The organism is Kineosporiaceae bacterium, from assembly GCA_016713225.1.
Classification (GTDB): Bacteria; Actinomycetota; Actinomycetes; order Actinomycetales; family Kineosporiaceae; genus JADJPO01.
Map to the genome: position 1 here is coordinate 58,089 of JADJPO010000011.1, position 15,950 is coordinate 74,038.

At 71.1% G+C, this 15,950-nt stretch carries 13 protein-coding genes; 8 read left to right on the forward strand and 5 right to left on the reverse strand.

The genetic code is table 11. The annotated features are described in order from the left end of the window. Positions 1-4: 4 nt before the first annotated feature. A complete protein-coding gene (locus IPK24_22980) occupies positions 5-670 on the forward strand; it encodes a GGDEF domain-containing protein (GenBank protein ID MBK8078330.1) in 666 nt (221 codons plus the stop codon). Here the strand turns inward: IPK24_22980 and meaB are convergent. Then, positions 607-1,608, reverse strand: a complete 1,002-nt coding sequence (gene meaB / locus IPK24_22985; GenBank protein ID MBK8078331.1) for a methylmalonyl Co-A mutase-associated GTPase MeaB — start codon at positions 1,606-1,608, stop codon at positions 607-609. The genes IPK24_22980 and meaB overlap by 64 nt on opposite strands. Next, the gene (locus IPK24_22990) at positions 1,605-2,870 is read right to left on the reverse strand and encodes an acetyl-CoA C-acyltransferase (GenBank protein ID MBK8078332.1); all 1,266 of its coding nucleotides are present in this window, start codon (positions 2,868-2,870) and stop codon (positions 1,605-1,607) included. The genes meaB and IPK24_22990 overlap by 4 nt, the downstream gene beginning before the upstream one ends. 103 nt (positions 2,871-2,973) lie before the next feature. Between IPK24_22990 and mce the strand changes: the two genes are divergently transcribed. The 4 genes from mce to IPK24_23010 all read left to right on the forward strand — a co-directional run bounded on the left by mce (position 2,974) and on the right by IPK24_23010 (position 8,324). After that, positions 2,974-3,444, forward strand: a complete 471-nt coding sequence (gene mce / locus IPK24_22995) for a methylmalonyl-CoA epimerase (protein ID MBK8078333.1) — start codon at positions 2,974-2,976, stop codon at positions 3,442-3,444. A gap of 54 nt (positions 3,445-3,498) precedes the next feature. Continuing rightward, entirely contained in the window at positions 3,499-5,247 is a 1,749-nt protein-coding gene (gene ccrA, locus IPK24_23000; protein ID MBK8078334.1) for a crotonyl-CoA carboxylase/reductase, read from the forward strand. Between the two features lie 284 nt (positions 5,248-5,531). Further along, positions 5,532-6,806 (forward strand): cellulose-binding protein, encoded by a 1,275-nt coding sequence (locus IPK24_23005; GenBank protein ID MBK8078335.1) that lies wholly within the window; start codon positions 5,532-5,534, stop codon positions 6,804-6,806. Between the two features lie 513 nt (positions 6,807-7,319). Beyond that, positions 7,320-8,324, forward strand: a complete 1,005-nt coding sequence (locus tag IPK24_23010) for an AI-2E family transporter (GenBank protein MBK8078336.1) — start codon at positions 7,320-7,322, stop codon at positions 8,322-8,324. Between the two features lie 197 nt (positions 8,325-8,521). On the opposite strand, the gene IPK24_23015 is transcribed toward IPK24_23010, so the two are convergent. The 3 genes from IPK24_23015 to IPK24_23025 form a co-directional block, all read right to left on the reverse strand. Then, positions 8,522-9,622, reverse strand: a complete 1,101-nt coding sequence (locus IPK24_23015; protein ID MBK8078337.1) for a hypothetical protein — start codon at positions 9,620-9,622, stop codon at positions 8,522-8,524. After that, on the reverse strand, positions 9,615-10,232 hold the full coding sequence (locus tag IPK24_23020; GenBank protein ID MBK8078338.1) for a SigE family RNA polymerase sigma factor: 618 nt from the start codon (positions 10,230-10,232) through the stop codon (positions 9,615-9,617). The genes IPK24_23015 and IPK24_23020 overlap by 8 nt, the downstream gene beginning before the upstream one ends. A 103-nt stretch (positions 10,233-10,335) precedes the next feature. Next, positions 10,336-12,111 (reverse strand): NAD-binding protein, encoded by a 1,776-nt coding sequence (locus IPK24_23025; GenBank protein ID MBK8078339.1) that lies wholly within the window; start codon positions 12,109-12,111, stop codon positions 10,336-10,338. Between the two features lie 153 nt (positions 12,112-12,264). On the opposite strand from IPK24_23025, the gene nucS reads away from it, so the two are divergent. The 3 genes from nucS to IPK24_23040 all read left to right on the forward strand — a co-directional run bounded on the left by nucS (position 12,265) and on the right by IPK24_23040 (position 15,944). Beyond that, a complete protein-coding gene (nucS, locus tag IPK24_23030) occupies positions 12,265-12,960 on the forward strand; it encodes an endonuclease NucS (protein MBK8078340.1) in 696 nt (231 codons plus the stop codon). Between the two features lie 70 nt (positions 12,961-13,030). After that, the gene (locus IPK24_23035; protein MBK8078341.1) at positions 13,031-13,942 is read left to right on the forward strand and encodes an FAD-dependent oxidoreductase; all 912 of its coding nucleotides are present in this window, start codon (positions 13,031-13,033) and stop codon (positions 13,940-13,942) included. Positions 13,943-14,075: 133 nt separating this feature from the next. Continuing rightward, a complete protein-coding gene (locus tag IPK24_23040) occupies positions 14,076-15,944 on the forward strand; it encodes a DUF1800 domain-containing protein (GenBank protein ID MBK8078342.1) in 1,869 nt (622 codons plus the stop codon). Positions 15,945-15,950 lie beyond the last annotated feature (6 nt).

A 15,950-nucleotide genomic window follows, 5' to 3' on the forward strand; every position in this document is an offset into this window, starting at 1 on the left:
TGCCATGTCTCTGCTGGACGTCCTGCGCCCCACAGGGATCGGCGCGATCGGCGGCCTCGGGCTGCCCCGCCCACGTGACGGCCGCGGCCGCCACCCTCGGGACGAGGCCACCGGACTGCCCGGCCGGGCTGCCTTCAGCGCCGCCCTGGCGCACGCGGCCGAGTACCACCCCCCGGGCCAGCTCTGCCTGGGGCTGCTCGCCCTGGGCGATCTGGACGCCGCCACCGCCACCGCCGGACGCCGCTGGGTCGAGGGCCAGGTGCTGCGTGCCGCCCAGGTGCTGGGACGCCTGACCGAGTGCGACAACCATCTCGACGGCTACCGCATCGGCGCCCACACCTTCGCCCTGGTGCTCACCGGAACCACCCTCGACGAGGCGTTCACCATCGCCGACGCCGTCCAACAACGCATCGAGCGCGATGCCGACCCGCTGACGTGCGCGATCGGCCTGGCCCTGCTGGACGGCGAGCGCGCGGCCGACCCCGAGAGCCTCGAGATCGCCGCGGACGCCGCGCTCGACCAGGCGCAACTCCTCGGCCGAACCCGGCCAGGTCTCCCGCCGGGGTCGCCCTCGGGATCCAACGGCCAGGTGGTCGCCGCCGCCGATCAGACCAGCGGGTTGCGCTGGATCGCCTCGAGGCCCTCGAGCACCAGGTCGGAGGCGCTGTAGGGATCGCGGAGCCCCTCGGCCACCTCGGTGGCCAGGGCCTGCACCAGCACGCCGTCCCGCAGGTCGCCGATCTGGCGCCGTAGTTCGCTCAACGCGATCGCCTCGATCTCACCCGCCGCCCGCTGCCGCCGGCGTGAGGCCAGATGCCCGGTCGAACTGGCCCAGGCGTGATGGCGGTCGAGCGCCTCGACCAGCTCCTCGATGCCCTCACCGGCCGAGGCCACGGTCTTGACCACCGGCGGACGCCAGTCGCCGGCCTCGCGCCGCTCGCCCAAGGTGATCATGTGCCGCAGGTCGCGCACGGTGTTGTCGGCGCCGTCCCGGTCGGCCTTGTTGACCACGAACACGTCACCGATCTCGAGGATCCCGGCCTTGGCGGCCTGAATGCCGTCACCCATGCCCGGCGCCAGCAGCACCACGGTGGTGTCGGCCATGCCGGCCACCTCGACCTCGCTCTGCCCCACCCCGACGGTCTCGACCAGGACGATGTCGCAGCCGGCGGCGTCCAACACCCGAAGGGCTTGCGGCGTGGCCCAACTCAGCCCGCCCAGGTGCCCCCGGCTGGCCATCGAGCGGATGAACACCCCCGGGTCGGTGGCGTGCTCCTGCATCCGGATCCGGTCGCCCAGCAGCGCGCCGCCGGAGAACGGGGACGATGGGTCGACGGCCAACACCCCGACGCGCAAGTCCTTGCGCCGCAACGCCGACACGAGTGCCGAGGTCGAGGTCGACTTTCCCACTCCGGGCGATCCGGTGAGTCCGATGATGCGGGCGTGCCCGGTGTGCGGGGCCAATGCCGCCATCACCTCGCGCAGCAGCGGGTGAGCGTCCTCGACCAACGAGACCAGCCGTGCCACCGCCCGGGGGCTGCCCTCGCGGGCCGAGCGCACCAAGGCCTCGACGTCGACCGACCGCCTGGCCACACCGTTGCCGCTCATCGACCAATCCCCTTCGCCCGCAACACGATGGCATCGCCCTGCCCGCCACCACCGCACAACGCGGCCGCGCCGTAGATCTCACCGGAATCACCGGTCGAGTCACCACCCGAGTGAGCCCGCCGCGCCAACGCATGGGCCAGGTGCAGCGTGATCCGCGCGCCGGATGCCCCGATCGGGTGCCCGAGGGCGATCGCGCCGCCGTCCACGTTCACCCGGTCCGGGTCCAGGCCCAGCAGGTTCGCCGCGGCCACCGACACCGCGGCGAACGCCTCGTTGATCTCGACCAGCTCGAGGTCGGCCGGCGCCAGACCCACTCGGGCACATGCGGTGCGGATCGCCTTGGCCGGCTGCACCTGCAGGGTCGAGTCCGGACCCGCCACACTCGCGTAACTGACGATCTCGGCCAGCCACGGCCACCCCTCGCGCTCGGCCCGGCGCCGGCTGGTGATCACCAGGGCTGCGGCGCCGTCCGAGATCTGGGACGCCGTGCCCGCCGTGATCGTGCCGCCGTCGACGAAGGCCGGCCGCAGCCGGGCGAGCGCCTCGATCGTGGTGTCGGCCCGGATGCCCTCGTCCTGCGCGAGGAGCACCGGCTCCCCGCGACGCTGCGGCACCGGGACGGCGACCACCTCGGCCGCCATCACCCCATCGGTCCAGGCCCGGGCGGCGCGTTGGTGCGAGGCCGCCGCGGCGGCGTCCTGGGCGGCACGGCTGACGGCGGCCTCCCCGACGTTGCCGGATTCGGCCAGCGGTCCCATCCCCAGGTTGGTGAAGGAGTCCCACAGGCCGTCGCGCTCCATGTGGTCGGTCAGGGTCCAGTCACCGAAGGTCTGCCCACGCCGTGAGGCCGGCACCAGGTGTGGCGCGCGGGACATCGACTCCATGCCGCCGGCCACCACGATCTCGGCCTCACCCAGCCGGATCCACTGATCGGCCAGCGCGATGGCCGCGGTTCCCGACAGACAGACCTTGTTGACGGTGGTCGCGGGCACGGTCAGCGGGATGCCCCCCGCGGCGGCCGCCTGGCGCGCCGGGATCTGCCCGGCACCGGCGGTGAGCACCTGCCCCATGACCACGGCGTCCACCTGATCTGCGGCCACCCCGGCGCGCTCCAGGGCGGCACGGATCGCCACGCCCCCCAGCGCCGTGGCGTCCAGCGAGCTCAACCCGCCGAGGAAGCGTCCGATCGGGGTGCGCGCCCCAGCCAGGATCACCGACGGGTTGGTCGGATCCAGCGGGCGGACAACATCGCCTGGGCTCATGGGCCCATTCTCCCGCTCGAATCGGCCGGGTCACGCCCCGACTCGTGGTGGTCCTCACATCGTGAGCCCCCTCGAGCCGACGGCACCGGCCTAGCCTGGGCTGATGGCCGACCAGACCCCCCACACCTCCGCCCCGGCTGACCTGACCGGGTTGTTCACCGCGATCGACCATGTCGTGGTCGCGGTTCCCGACTTCGATGCTGCCGTCGCCTTCTACCGCGACGTGATGGGCATGCGGCTGGCCCACGAGGAGACCAACGAGGAGCAGGGTGTCCACGAGGCCATGATGGCCGTGGGCGACTCGGGCTCCCACGTGCAGATCCTGGCGCCGCTGACGCCGTCCTCGACGATCGCGAAGTACCTCGACCGCAAGGGGCCGGGGATCCAGCAGGTCGCCTACCGGGTCGACGATCTCGACGCCGTCTGCGCCACGCTGCGCGAGCGCGGCGTCCGGCTGCTCTACGACGCCCCCAAGCGCGGTACGGCCAACAGCCGGATCAACTTCCTGCACCCCAAGGACGCCGGGGGCGTGCTGGTCGAGCTCGTCGAACCGTCGTCCGCCGACGGCCACTGAGCCCGACGCACCGAACCCCGAACCCGCCTCAGAACCTGCCCGAGAGGACGAGAGATGGCCAAGGAAATCTACGAGCTCGGTGAGATGCCTCCGCTGGGCGAGGTTCCGCAGAAGATGCACGCCTGGCTGATCCGCCCCGAGCGGTTCGGCCCCCCGACCCAGGCGTTCCAGAAAGAGATCGTCGACGTGCCGCAGATCGCGGACGACGAGGTGCTGGTCTACGTGATGGCGGCCGGGGTCAACTACAACAACGTGTGGGCGGGCCTGGGCATCCCGGTGAACGTCATCGGCGCTCGCAACAAGGCCGGCGAGACCGAGGCCTTCCACATCGGCGGCAGCGACGCCTCGGGCATCGTCTACCAGGTCGGCAAGGACGTCACCAACGTCAAGGTGGGCGACGAGGTGGTCATGCACTGCGGGTCGTGGGACCGCACCTGCCCCACCGTCACCGCGGGCGGCGACCCCATGTACTCCCCCACGTTCCGGATCTGGGGGTATGAGACGAACTGGGGCAGCTTCGCCCAGTTCACCAAGGTGCAGGGGCAGCAGTGCATGCCCAAGCCCAAGCACATGACCTGGGAGGGGGCCGCGGCCTACACGCTGGTCGCGGCGACGGCCTGGCGGATGCTGCACGGCTGGGGTGCCAACGCCGTCAAGGCCGGCGACGTCGTGCTGATCTGGGGTGGGGCCGGCGGGTTGGGGTCGATGGCCATCCAGATCGCCAAGGCTGCCGGTGCCACCCCGGTCGCGATCGTCTCGGACCAGGACAAGTTCGACTACTGCATCCAGTTGGGCGCCAAGGGGTGCATCAACCGCAACGACTTCGATCACTGGGGCATGCTGCCGCACTGGAAGGACTCCGCCGGCTACGCCACCTGGCTCAAGGGCGTGCGCGGCTTCGGCAAGGCGATCTGGGACGTGCTGGGCGAGAAGCGGGCGCCGAACATCGTGTTCGAGCACCCCGGCGAGACGACCATCCCGAGTTCGATCTTCGTCTGCGACACCGGGGGCATGGTCGTGGTCTGCGCCGGCACCACCGGCTTCAACGCCACCGTCGACCTGCGCTACCTGTGGATGCGCCAGAAGCGGCTGCAGGGCTCGCACTTCGCCAACTCCGTGCAGTCCAACGAGATGAACCAGCTGGCGGTGCAGGGGTTGCTCGATCCCTGCATGTCCCGCGCCTTCTCCTACGACGAGATCCCCCTGGCGCACCAGCTGATGTACGAGAACAAGCACCCGCACGGCAACATGGCGGTGCTGGTTGGGGCGACCGAATTCGGCCTGGGCATCAGCGGCGAACCACCGGTTCAGCTCCCCCACGCGACCCTGCCCGCCGACGACGTGCACGTCACGCCGCACCCCTATCCGCTGTCCGTCCCGCTGCCGGGGATCGCCGCGGCGGAGGAGATCACGATCGTCGACGACGGCAGCACGGTGCAGGACCTGATGCACCAGGGCATCATCGGGTGCTCGCCCGACGACACCGTGGCCCACGCAGCCGAGATCATGATCGAGGCGGACATCCACGCCGTGGTGGTGATGGACGGCGGCCGGGCGGTCGGGGTGATGTCGCAGACCGACCTGGTGCTGGCCAGCCAGGATCGAACCCGGGACGACGCCAGGGCACTGCCGGTGCGTGAGGTGATGACCGAGGGGTGTCTGACCTGTGAGGCCGGCACCTTGCTCAGCGAGGCGGTCAGCCTGATGACCAGCCGGCGGATGCACCGCCTGGTGGTGACCGCCGACGGCGAGCCGGTCGGTGTGCTGTCGATGACCGATGTGGTTCGCAAGCTGCTGTCCTGAGCTACCGCTTTCGCTACGCAGAGATACCGACCGCTGACAATCTGATAGTGCCTGGTCCGATCCACTCCGCGCGGTCACGGGTCTGCATCACGCACCTTGCTCCAGGCGTGGCTTTTGACGTGCATCGCAGCGCCGAGCGGGCCACGCTCGGGGTACTCTGCCTAGCGCCGGGACCGGATCTGGGAGTTCGCGATATCGCTCTCCGTGACCGGCACATCGATGCAATCATGAGATTCCGTGACGTGTAGTAGGCCCCGCGCGGGGCCTGAGGAGGTCTCGACACAGTGGCCGGCGATCAGCACCACCAGCCGTTCCAGATCGTCATGCGGGGATACGACAAGGCCCAGGTGGACGAGCGCATCGGGGCCTTGGAGGCCCAGTTGCGCGACGCCCGCGCGCGGGTCGAAGAAGTCGATGCCCGCGCGATGAAGCTCTCCGGCGAGGTGGCCGAGGCCCATCGCCAGCTCCGGGAGGTCGAACGGCCGTCGTACAGCGGTCTCGGCGCCCGGATCGAGCAGCTCCTCCGTCTGGCGGAGGAGCAGGCCAGCGACGTCATCGCTGCGGCCACCAAGGACGCCGACGAGGCCCTCGCGCAGGCGCGGGTCGAGGCGGCTCAGGTCCGCGCAGCGGCTCAGAACGAGTCCGCCGAGATGACCGCCGGCGCACAGCGTGAGAGCGCCGAGCTGCGGCAGAGCGCGACCACGGAGGCCGAGGAGATCGTCGCCACGGCCACCCGCAAGGCCGAGGAGATGCTGGCCGTCGCCGAGCGCGAGGCTGCCAAGCTCAAGAGCGTCACCGAGCACGAGACCAGCGAGAAGCGCACCACGGTCGACCGCGAGCTGGCCCGGCTGCGCGCCACGGCCGAGCGTGAGGTCACCGAGCTTCGCGCCGCGGCCAAGCGGGACGTCGACGAGCACCGGGGCGCGGCGAAGAAGGAGGCCGACGACCTGCGGGCCGCGGCCGCCGCCATGCACGAGGAGACTCGCGCCAAGGTCGAGCAGATGACCACGGACCTCGAGGTCATGCTCGCCGCCCGGCGCGAGGAGGCCGAGCGCATCGACGCCGAGCGTCACGAGCAGGCCGTCGCCCAGGCGACCCAGCTGGTGGCCGAGGCCGAGCAGCGCGCCGCCGCCGCCGAGCAGCGGGCCGCCAAGGCGGTCGAGCAGGCCGAGCACGTGCGGCGCGACGCCGACGACCACGCCAAGCAGCTGATCGGCAACGCCCGCCGCAACGCCGACTCGGTGATCGCCGAGGCTCGGGCCCACGCCGACAAGGTGCTCTCCGAGGCCAAGGCCGAGGCCGAGCGTCACCGTCGGGCCGCCCAGCGTCAGGTCGACGAGCTCACCCGTCAGCGCGACCTCATCTCCGGTCACCTCGACCAGCTGCGGTCGCTGCTCGGCACCACGATGCCGGGTCCGGTGCCCAACCTCGACAAGCTCACCGCCGCGCGCGGCGGCGGCGAGAACCTGGCGGACGGCGTCCCCACCGCCGGCGAGATCGCGGGCGAGGCGGACAAGACCATCGTGCTGCCGGCCACCGAGGAGCCGGCCCGGCGCTGATCCTCGGATCGGGTCACTCGCCTCACGGAATCTCAGGCATCACCAGCGGGCCGGTCGTCTGACGACCGGCCCGCTGGGCTGTTCCGGGCGGGCCGACCGACGGGTCAGGTGTGGCAGGCTGAGAGCCGATCACCAACTTCACGATGAGGTGCCGTGAGTCCCTGGAAAGCACGCATCCCCCGCTCGACGAGTCTGCGCGCCGTCCGTGAGGCCGTCGTCGAACGCCGCGCGGCGGCCCAGGCCGAACGCGCCCGGCGCGCCGTCGACCCGTGGGAGGCGGATCGGCTCGCCGCCGAGCAACTCGGCCTGAACGCCCCCTCGCGCACCGCAACGGAGCCCGACCCGGACGACGCCCACGCCGCCCCGGGCGACGGTTCGCTCACCGATGCCCTGCCGCCCCTGGACGCCCTGTCCCCCGGCCCGGCGACGCGGGAGGGCGCGGCCGTCGACTCGACGCGTTTCGGCGTCCCGGGGCTTCCGGTGAGCCGAGCGCACCCGTTCTACATCGGCTTCATGGGTGCCACCGGAGTCCTGATGGCCTCGTTCCTGCTCGGGTTGCTCGGGCGGTTGACCTCGGTGATCACCCTGGTGGTGATCGCCCTGTTCCTGGCCCTGGCGCTCGACCCGCTGGTGCGCTGGCTGCAGGGGCGTGGGCTGGCCCGTGGCTCGGCGGTGGCGCTGGTCTTCCTCGGCGTGGTGCTGCTGTTCACCGGGTTCGGGTTCGCCGTCGTGCCACCGCTGGCCACCGAGGCCGCGGACCTCACCCAGGCGTTGCCCGGCTGGGTGGACGACTTCCAGAAGACCCAGTGGGTGATCGATCTCGACAAACAGTTCGGGATCATCAACACGGTCACCGAACAGCTCAAGACCCGCCTGGCCAACGGCGAGACGGTGGTGCAGTTGTTCGGCGGGGTGCTGGGCGCCGGGCAGGCCGTCATCTCGGGTGCGTTCAGCGCGTTCACCGTGCTGGTGCTCACGCTCTACTTCACCGCATCCCTGAACACCCTGACCGAGGCCACGTACGCGCTGGTGCCGGCCTCGCGCCGGGCGCGGGTCCGCCTGATCGGCGATGAGATCATCCGCCGGATCGGTGGCTACACGTCGGGGCAGGTGGCGGTGGCGGCCATCAACGCCACGTTCACCTACGTCGGGCTGCTGGTGCTGGGACTGCCGTATGCCCTGGTGCTGGCGATCACTGTGGGCATCCTGGGGTTGATCCCGATGGTCGGCGCCACCATCGGGGCCGTGGTGATCACCGTGGCCGCGCTGTTCCAGAGCTGGCAGGCGGCCGTGGTCGTGGCCGTCTACTACCTGATCTACCAGCAGGTGGAGAACTACGTGATCGCGCCCCGGATCATGTCCCGCACCGTGAACCTGCCCGGCTTCCTCGCCGTCATCGCCGCTCTGGCCGGTGGAGCACTGCTGGGCATTCTCGGCGCCCTGATCGCCATCCCGATTGCGGCCAGCATTCTGCTGATCGTGCAAGAAGTGATCATTCCGCGCCAGCAACGCTCCTGAGCCACAACCTGCTCAGGCCCACAACCTGTCAGGCCCACAACCTGCTCAGGCCACAACCTGTCAGGCCCACAACCTGCTCATGCTCCGCAGGTGTCGCTCGGTGCCGACCAAACGCCCCTTTTGTGCGTCACCGACGGAGCATGAGCAGCTCCCCACGGAGCATGAGCGGGTTGTCGGGTGGGTTGTCGGGTGGGTGGTCAGCTGGGGTTGGGGGTGGTGGTGAGGGTGGCGGGGGCGAGGGACAGGTCCTGGGCGCTGCGGGGGCCGAGGCCCGAGGTGACCAGGCGGTCGTAGGCCTGACCCAACACGGTGGCGCCCAGCGTGGTGGCCTGCGCGAGGGCCTCCGCCGGGGTCGCGAAGGCCCCGTTCGGGACCACCAACTGGAACCCGGACGTCGCGCGGCCCGACCGGACGGCGCCCAGCACCATGACCGAGCCCGGCACGGCCGTGGTCGAGGTGGCCAGCACCGAGCCCTCCCCCACACTGTCGCGCGCCACGACCTGCAGCCCCGACCAGGCGCCGGCGCAGCCGTCGAGATGGTCGCGCAGCCACGCGACCTGATCACTCGACCCCCGACCGGAGAAGACCCGGACGGCGTTCGAGAAGGTCCAGTCGGGGCCGGCGGTCTGTGACCACTGCAGGCTGCGCCCGCCCACGGCGTACTGCAGACCCAGCGGCTCGGCGCGACAGGCGCTCGTCGAGGTCGTGGGCACCTGCACGTACTGACCGCTGTCGAAGTCCGATGTCAGCGTCAGGCCCGGTAGCTCACCGGTGAGCAGCGCGGCGTCCGGCACGATCACCAGCCCGGCCTCGGTACGCGGCAGGCGGGTGGCCAGACCGGCGGCGTCCGGGCTCGCGGCCACCGACAGCGAGAGACCACCTCTCGGCTGGGTCGGCTCCTGCCCGGATGGCCCGGATGGCTCGGTCGGTGCAGGTGACCCGCTCGGCCCGCTGGGCTCACTCGGCCCGGACGAGCCCGAGGTCGGACGCGCGGACGCCGCGTTCCCGGAGGACCCAGTGGGTCCTCCGGCCACCAGCCCGGACGAGCTCGCGGCGTCCAGCATCACGACGCTGACCGGCTGCGGCGCGAGCAGGCGCACCACGGTGCCGGTGGCCAACCCGCCCACCACGGTGGCCGAGAGCACCCCCATCGCCACCCGGCGACGCCGACGGCGCGCACCGGCCCGTCGGCTGCTGCCCGCGATCAGGGACCCGACGTCGACCGGCGCATCCGTGGACTGCTGCAGCGCACGGGCGAGCCGACGGGAGACCTCGTCCAGGTCGTCAGGCTCAACCATGATCCTCAGCGCTCCCTCGCGGGCCCGACGGACCGGGGGCACCCACCGGTTCCGACAGCAGCTCTCGCAACCGGGCCAGACCCCGATGCGCATTGGTGCGCACGGTCACCTCGCGGCTGCCGAGCAGCTCGGCGATCTCCGCGTCCGGCAGACCCTCGTAGTGCCGCAACACCAGGACGGCGCGCTGCTTGGCCGGCAGCCGCCGCAGCGCGCTCATCAGGCGGTCGCGGTCGTCGATGGTGGTGAAGCCGTCCGGGGCGGCAGCCGCCTGATCGATCCGGCGGGTGAGCACCTCCGGATCATGAACGCGCTCCCGGCGCACCGCACGCCGAAAGTGCGACGTGCAGGCGTTGACCACCATGCGCCGGACGTATGCCGGCACATCGTCGGCTGTTCCCACCCGCGACCAGCGCATCAGCGCGGTGGCGAGCACGTCCTGCACGATGTCCTCGGCAGTGGCCGGGTCGCGCAACAGGCCCCGCGCCAGGCGCACCAGGCGCCCGCCCTCCGCCGCGACGAAGGCCACGAACTCCGCGTGAACCGCCTCGGTCGCCTCCGACGACGCGCCGGCCCGCCCGGCGGCCACAGCGGCGTCCGGCGGTCTCGTCATGGGCAGGCTCACCACACTCACAGGTCACAGACGCCGAGGGACACGCCCATGTTGCACGGTTCGGTCGGCGAACGGGCCGGCACCGTGCGAAACCGTGGTGCGATCAGCCGTAGATGCGGAAGCCCCGCCCGGTCTTGCGGCCCAGATACCCGGCCCGCACCATCTGCTCCAGCAGCGGGGTCGGCGCCCAGCTGCGCTCGCGGAACTCCAGGTACAGGGTGCGCTGGATCGCCAGCGAGACGTCCAACCCGACCACGTCGAGCAGTTCGAACGGTCCCATCGGGTAGCCACAGCCGTTCTTCATCGCGACATCGATCTCGTCGGCGGTGGCGTAGTGCTCCGAGAGCATGCGGATCGCGTCGTTCAGGTACGGGAAGAGCAGCGCGTTGACGATGAACCCGGCGCGGTCGCCGCAGGTCACCGGGTGCTTGCCGATCCGATCGCAGAGCCCGACCACGGTCTCGACCACATCGGGTGCGGTGGCCACGGTGTGCACCACCTCGACCAGCTTCATCACCGGCGCCGGGTTGAAGAAGTGCATCCCCACCACGTCGTGCGGGCGCGAGGTGGCGGCCGCACACTCGATGACCGGCAGCGAGGAGGTGGTCGTCGCCAGGATCGCACCCGCCTTGCAGATCCCGTCGAGCTCGGTGAACAACGCCCGCTTGACCTCGAGGTCCTCGACGATCGCCTCGACCACCAGGTCGACCTCACCCAGAGCGGTGACCGAGGTGGCGCCGGTGATCCGGCCGAGGGCGCCGTCCCGGGCGGCCTGGTCGAGCCGGCCCCGGCTCACGGCTCGATCGAGGCTCTTGGTGATCTTGGCGATCACGCCGTCCACCTTGGCCTGGCCGCGGGCCACGAAGATGACGTCGAGCCCGGCCTTGGCCAGCACCTCGACGATGCCCGAGGCCATGGTGCCCGAACCGATCACCCCGACGGAGGAGACCGGGCGCACGTTCTGGGCGCTGGCCCGCGCGGCGGGGGTGCCGGCGTCCGCCACCACGCTGGAGGACCCCGGCTTGGCGTAGGTGTAGAACCCGCGACCGCTCTTGCGGCCCAACAGGCCCGCAGTCATCATCTGCTTCAGGATCGGGGCCGGCGCGTGCAGCCGGTCGCGGTCCTGGTGGTACATCGTGTCGAGCACCTCGTAGACCGTGTCCAACCCGATCAGGTCGATCACGGCCAGCGGCCCCATCGGCAGGCCACAGCCGTAGACCATCGAGGCGTCGATGTCCTCGCGGGTGGCATAGCGCGACTCGAGCATGCTCACCGCGTGGTTCAGGTAGCCCATCAGCAGGGTGTTGGCGATGAAGCCCGCCCGGTCGCCCACCACCACCGGGGTCTTGCCCATCGCCTCGGTCAAGGCGACCGCGTCGTCCACCACGCCCTGGTCGGTGACCACGGTGCGGATGACCTCGACCAGCTTCTGCACCGGCGCGGGGTTGAAGAAGTGCAACCCGATCACGCGACGGGGGTGTTCGGTGGCCACCGAGATGTCGGTCACCGACAGGCTGGAGGTGTTCGTGGCGAGGATCGCGTCGCCCGCACAGATGGTGTCGAGCTCGGCGAAGATCTGCTTCTTCAACTCCAGCCGCTCGGGCACCGCCTCGACCACCAGACCGGCGGGGGCGACGTCCTCGAGCTTGGTGGTGTAGCTGATCCGGGCGAGGATCTGTTCGCCGTCCTCGGCGGTCATCTTGCCGCGGGTCACCGCCCGTTCGACCGAGGCCGCCACCCGGGCCCGGCCTCGCTCCACGGCCTTCTCGTCCACCTCGACGGCCACCACCTGGATCCCCTGGCGCGAGAGCACTTCGGCCAGGCCGGCCCCCATGGTTCCGAGACCGATCACGGCGGCGTTGGTGATCTCGCGCGACATGGTGTCCTCCTCGACGAGCACGGGCGTGAGCGCAGTCTCGCACCGGCATCACGCCAAAGGGCTTCCGGAAATGCGGCGCTGGACACACTCGGCGGTAGCGCACCGACCATTCACCGGTCACCACACCGACAGGTTGCCGGTAGGTTGCCGTTCGTGCGCTTGGTGATTGCCCGCTGTTCAGTCGACTATGCCGGACGGCTGACCGCCCACCTGCCGCTGGCCACGCGGTTGTTGATGGTCAAGGCCGACGGCAGCCTGTTGGTGCACTCCGACGGGGGCTCGTACAAGCCGTTGAACTGGATGAGCCCGCCCTGCCGCCTCACGGCCGGCGAACCGACGTCCGACCAACGGGACGCCGGCGTGAGCGAGATCTGGACCGTCCAGCACGACAAGACCGACGACCGGCTGATCGTGCAGCTCTACGAGGTCCTGCACGACAGCAGCCACGACCTGGGCGTCGACCCGGGCCTGGTCAAGGACGGCGTCGAGGCCCACCTGCAGGAGTTGCTCGCCGAACACGTCCACACCCTGGGTGCCGGATACACCCTGATCCGCCGCGAATATCCCACGGCGATCGGCCCGGTCGACCTGCTCACCCGTGATGCGGACGGCGCCCACGTGGCCGTCGAGATCAAGCGCCGGGGCGAGATCGACGGCGTCGAGCAGCTGACCCGCTACCTCGACCTGCTCAACCGCGACCCGCTGCTGGCCCCGGTCTCGGGTGTCTTCGCCGCCCAGGAGATCAAGCCCCAGGCGCGCGTGCTGGCCGCCGATCGCGGAATTCGCTGCCTGACCCTCGACTATGACGCGCTGCGCGGCCACGATTCGAGCGAGCACCGATTGTTCTGACAGGCCGGTGAGGCGCCGATACCTCCCTCGAGGATGATCCTCGTCGCACCGGCCGAGAGGGGAGGCGCTGATGTCGCAGCGCGTCATCGTCGTGGGAGCCGGCGTGGTCGGCCTGACCTGCGCCGTCCAGCTCGCCGAGACCACCGAGGTGATGGTCGACGTCCTCGCCCGCGATCTGCCGGGCGAGAACGCCTCGGCCCTGGGGCCGGTGCCGTGGCTGCCGCCGCCGGCCCGCCTCGGCGCCGAGTCGGCCGAGTGGGCGCGCCGCACCCGCGAGCGGCTGTGTGCCCTGGCCTCCGGGGACGACGACGCCGCCGCGTCGAGCACCGGAGCGCTCGCCGGGGTGACGATGCGCCCCGGTCGGTTGTTCTCCGGCTCGTCGACCCCGGCGGCCCAACTGGTGAACGCACCGGTGGTCGCCCCGGCGGTCTATCTGCGGTACCTGACCCAGCGGTTGTTCGCTGCCGGGGGGACCCTCACCCGGATGTCCCTGCCGGCGCTGCCCCAGCGTGGCCTGGTGGTCAACTGCTCCGGCCTGGCGGCCCGCGGTCTGGCCGGGGACGACCAGGTCGCGCCCTGGCGCTGGCAGTACCTGCGGGTGAGCGACCCGGGCCTGAACGAGTGGCTCGCCGACGAGTACCTGTACGTGGTGCCGGACGGCGGCACGGTGGCGCTGGCGGCCGACGACGAACCCGGGGACGACGACGCGCGCCCCGACGGTTCCGGCCTGCTGCGCCGAGCGGCCCGGCTCGAACCCCGGCTGTCCGGGGCGCGGGTGTTGACCCATCGCACGGCGTTGCGGGCGCACCGTTCCGGGGTGCAGTTGTCGGTGCGGCACGAGCCCGAGCGCACGGTGCTGCACTGCTACGGCCACGGCAGCGCCGGAGTGAGCCTGTCGTGGGGCTGCGCCGAGGAGGTGGCCCGACGCGTCGCCTCGCTGCTGGTCCAGACGGCGGCCCCGGAGCAACACGGACTGTGGTGAGTCGGTTCACGGCAGCGCACCCGTGGCGCCCAACCGACCCTGACCAGCAGCAACGGCGTGGGAAACACACCTTTGGGATCTGCTTTGCGGGCGCTTGACGCTTGATCGTACGGGTTCTTGATTAGGTGATGATGTGCTCGAAGACGTCACCCGAGATGGCCGAGATCACCCGGTCGCCGAGACACCCCCGCCGCTCCCCGGCTCGGTGTTCCCCGCGCCGCCCGTGCCATCGGACGCCGGCCCGCACTCGGTGAGCGATGCGCGACGCCGCAGCGAGCGGGTCGCCCGCAAGCGCGCCCTGGGCCGTACCCGCGGGCACGCGGCGGGCCTGCGAGTGGCCGCCGGCGCCCGCGAGGCCGCCAAGGTGTTCCGGCCACTGACCCTGTCCCGGCGACAGGCCCTCGCCGCAGCCGGTGCCGCAGCGGCCGTCGGCAGCCTGTCGGCCCTGGCCCTGGGCGGTCGCTCCGAGCTGGCCGGCGCCTCGAACGCGCTGGGAGCCAAGGCGTCCGGGCCCACCGCGGCCGGCGTCGGGTCCCCCACGGTACGTCTGGGCACGTCCGCCACCCCGGCCCGGCTGGTACCGGTTCCCGTGGCGCGCAACCTGTCTGCCGAACACTTGATGCGCCGGGTCACCTATGGCCCCACCCCGGCCATGCGGGCCCAGGTCTCCGCCCTGGGGCTGTCCAACTGGCTGGCCCTGCAGCTCGCCCCGGCGCGGATCGCCGATCCGCTCGGCAACAAGGTGAATGCGCTCTACCCGCGGCTCAGCTACTCGATGGCACGGGCCCACGCGATGCAGAAGCAGGGCGACGACTACTACAAGTTCCTCTACGAGGTCGGCCTGCTGCACCTCGGCCGTGCCGTCTGGAGCGAACGTCAGCTGAACGAGGTGATGGTGGACTTCTGGTCCAACCACCTCAACGTCCCCGCCCCGGCCGACAAGGGCTCCTTCGCCCGCCACCGCTACGACGCGGACGTGATCCGCAAGCACGCCTTCGGTCGTTTCGAGGACATGCTGCTCGCCAGCTCGACCCACCCCGCGATGCTGGCCTACCTCGACAACGCCCTCTCGACCAAGCAGCAGCCCAACGAGAACTACGCCCGCGAGATCATGGAGCTGCACACCCTCGGGGTGGACGGCGGCTACACCGAGCGCGACATCAAGCAGGCCGCCCTGCTGCTGACCGGGTGGGAGATCACCGATCAGGCGACCACCCGATACGTCCCGGCCCGCCACCACAGCCGGCCGGTCACCATCCTGGGTACCAGGTATGCCAACGGCACCGGCCAGGCCGGACGCCTCGCGCAGCAACGGTTCGTGCGCAACCTGGCCTCGCATCCCGCCACCGCCCGCTACATCTGTCGCAAGCTGGCGATCCACTTCGTCTCCGACGCGCCGTCCGCCGAACTGGTCAACGCGCTCACCCGCACCTACCTGCGCAACAAGACCGCGATCAGCCCCGTCCTGCGCCAGCTGTTCGGTTCGGCGGAGTTCGCCGCCGCCGAGGGCGCGAAGATGCGTCGCCCGCTCGAGCGCACCATTGCCGTGATCCGAACCCTGGGTCCGAAGTTCACCGGCAACAAGGACGCGCTGCAGCAGGTGTACTGGATGACCGGCAACTCGGGGCAGACCCCGATGGCCTGGCCCACCCCGGACGGGTATCCCGATCTGGCCCGCAAGTGGCAGAGCCCGGCGGACGCCCTGGAGCTGATCAACCAGACCACCGGCCTGGTCTACGGCTGGTCGCCGGACAAGCTCGGTCTGCCGGGCTCGGCCAAGCTGCTCGCCAAGCCCCCGGCCAATCGCAGCGCCATGATCGACGTGGCCGCCAAGCGGGTGCTGGGGCGGTTGCCCACCGCTCAGGAGCGCACTGCCGTCGCCCAGCTGCTCGCCGGCACCAAACTGCCCACCCGGTTCGCGTCCGACGGCTGGGCACGCGAGTCGACCGCTGCGCTGACGGCGATCGCGATGATGAGCTCCCCCGCCTTCCTGACCCGCTGAGAGGCG

Bases quoted from the DNA above. Each gene is read 5' to 3' on its own strand.
- IPK24_23025 (MBK8078339.1), bottom strand. From the start codon at position 12,111: ATGTCGCGCGAGATCACCAACGCCGCCGTGATCGGTCTCGGAACCATG.
- IPK24_22980 (MBK8078330.1), top strand. From the start codon at position 5: ATGTCTCTGCTGGACGTCCTGCGCCCCACAGGGATCGGCGCGATCGGC.
- mce (MBK8078333.1), top strand. From the start codon at position 2,974: ATGGCCGACCAGACCCCCCACACCTCCGCCCCGGCTGACCTGACCGGG.
- IPK24_22990 (MBK8078332.1), bottom strand. From the start codon at position 2,870: ATGAGCCCAGGCGATGTTGTCCGCCCGCTGGATCCGACCAACCCGTCG.
- ccrA (MBK8078334.1), top strand. From the start codon at position 3,499: ATGGCCAAGGAAATCTACGAGCTCGGTGAGATGCCTCCGCTGGGCGAG.
- meaB (MBK8078331.1), bottom strand. From the start codon at position 1,608: ATGAGCGGCAACGGTGTGGCCAGGCGGTCGGTCGACGTCGAGGCCTTG.
- IPK24_23015 (MBK8078337.1), bottom strand. From the start codon at position 9,622: ATGGTTGAGCCTGACGACCTGGACGAGGTCTCCCGTCGGCTCGCCCGT.
- IPK24_23010 (MBK8078336.1), top strand. From the start codon at position 7,320: ATGGGTGCCACCGGAGTCCTGATGGCCTCGTTCCTGCTCGGGTTGCTC.
- IPK24_23035 (MBK8078341.1), top strand. From the start codon at position 13,031: ATGTCGCAGCGCGTCATCGTCGTGGGAGCCGGCGTGGTCGGCCTGACC.
- IPK24_23020 (MBK8078338.1), bottom strand. From the start codon at position 10,232: ATGACGAGACCGCCGGACGCCGCTGTGGCCGCCGGGCGGGCCGGCGCG.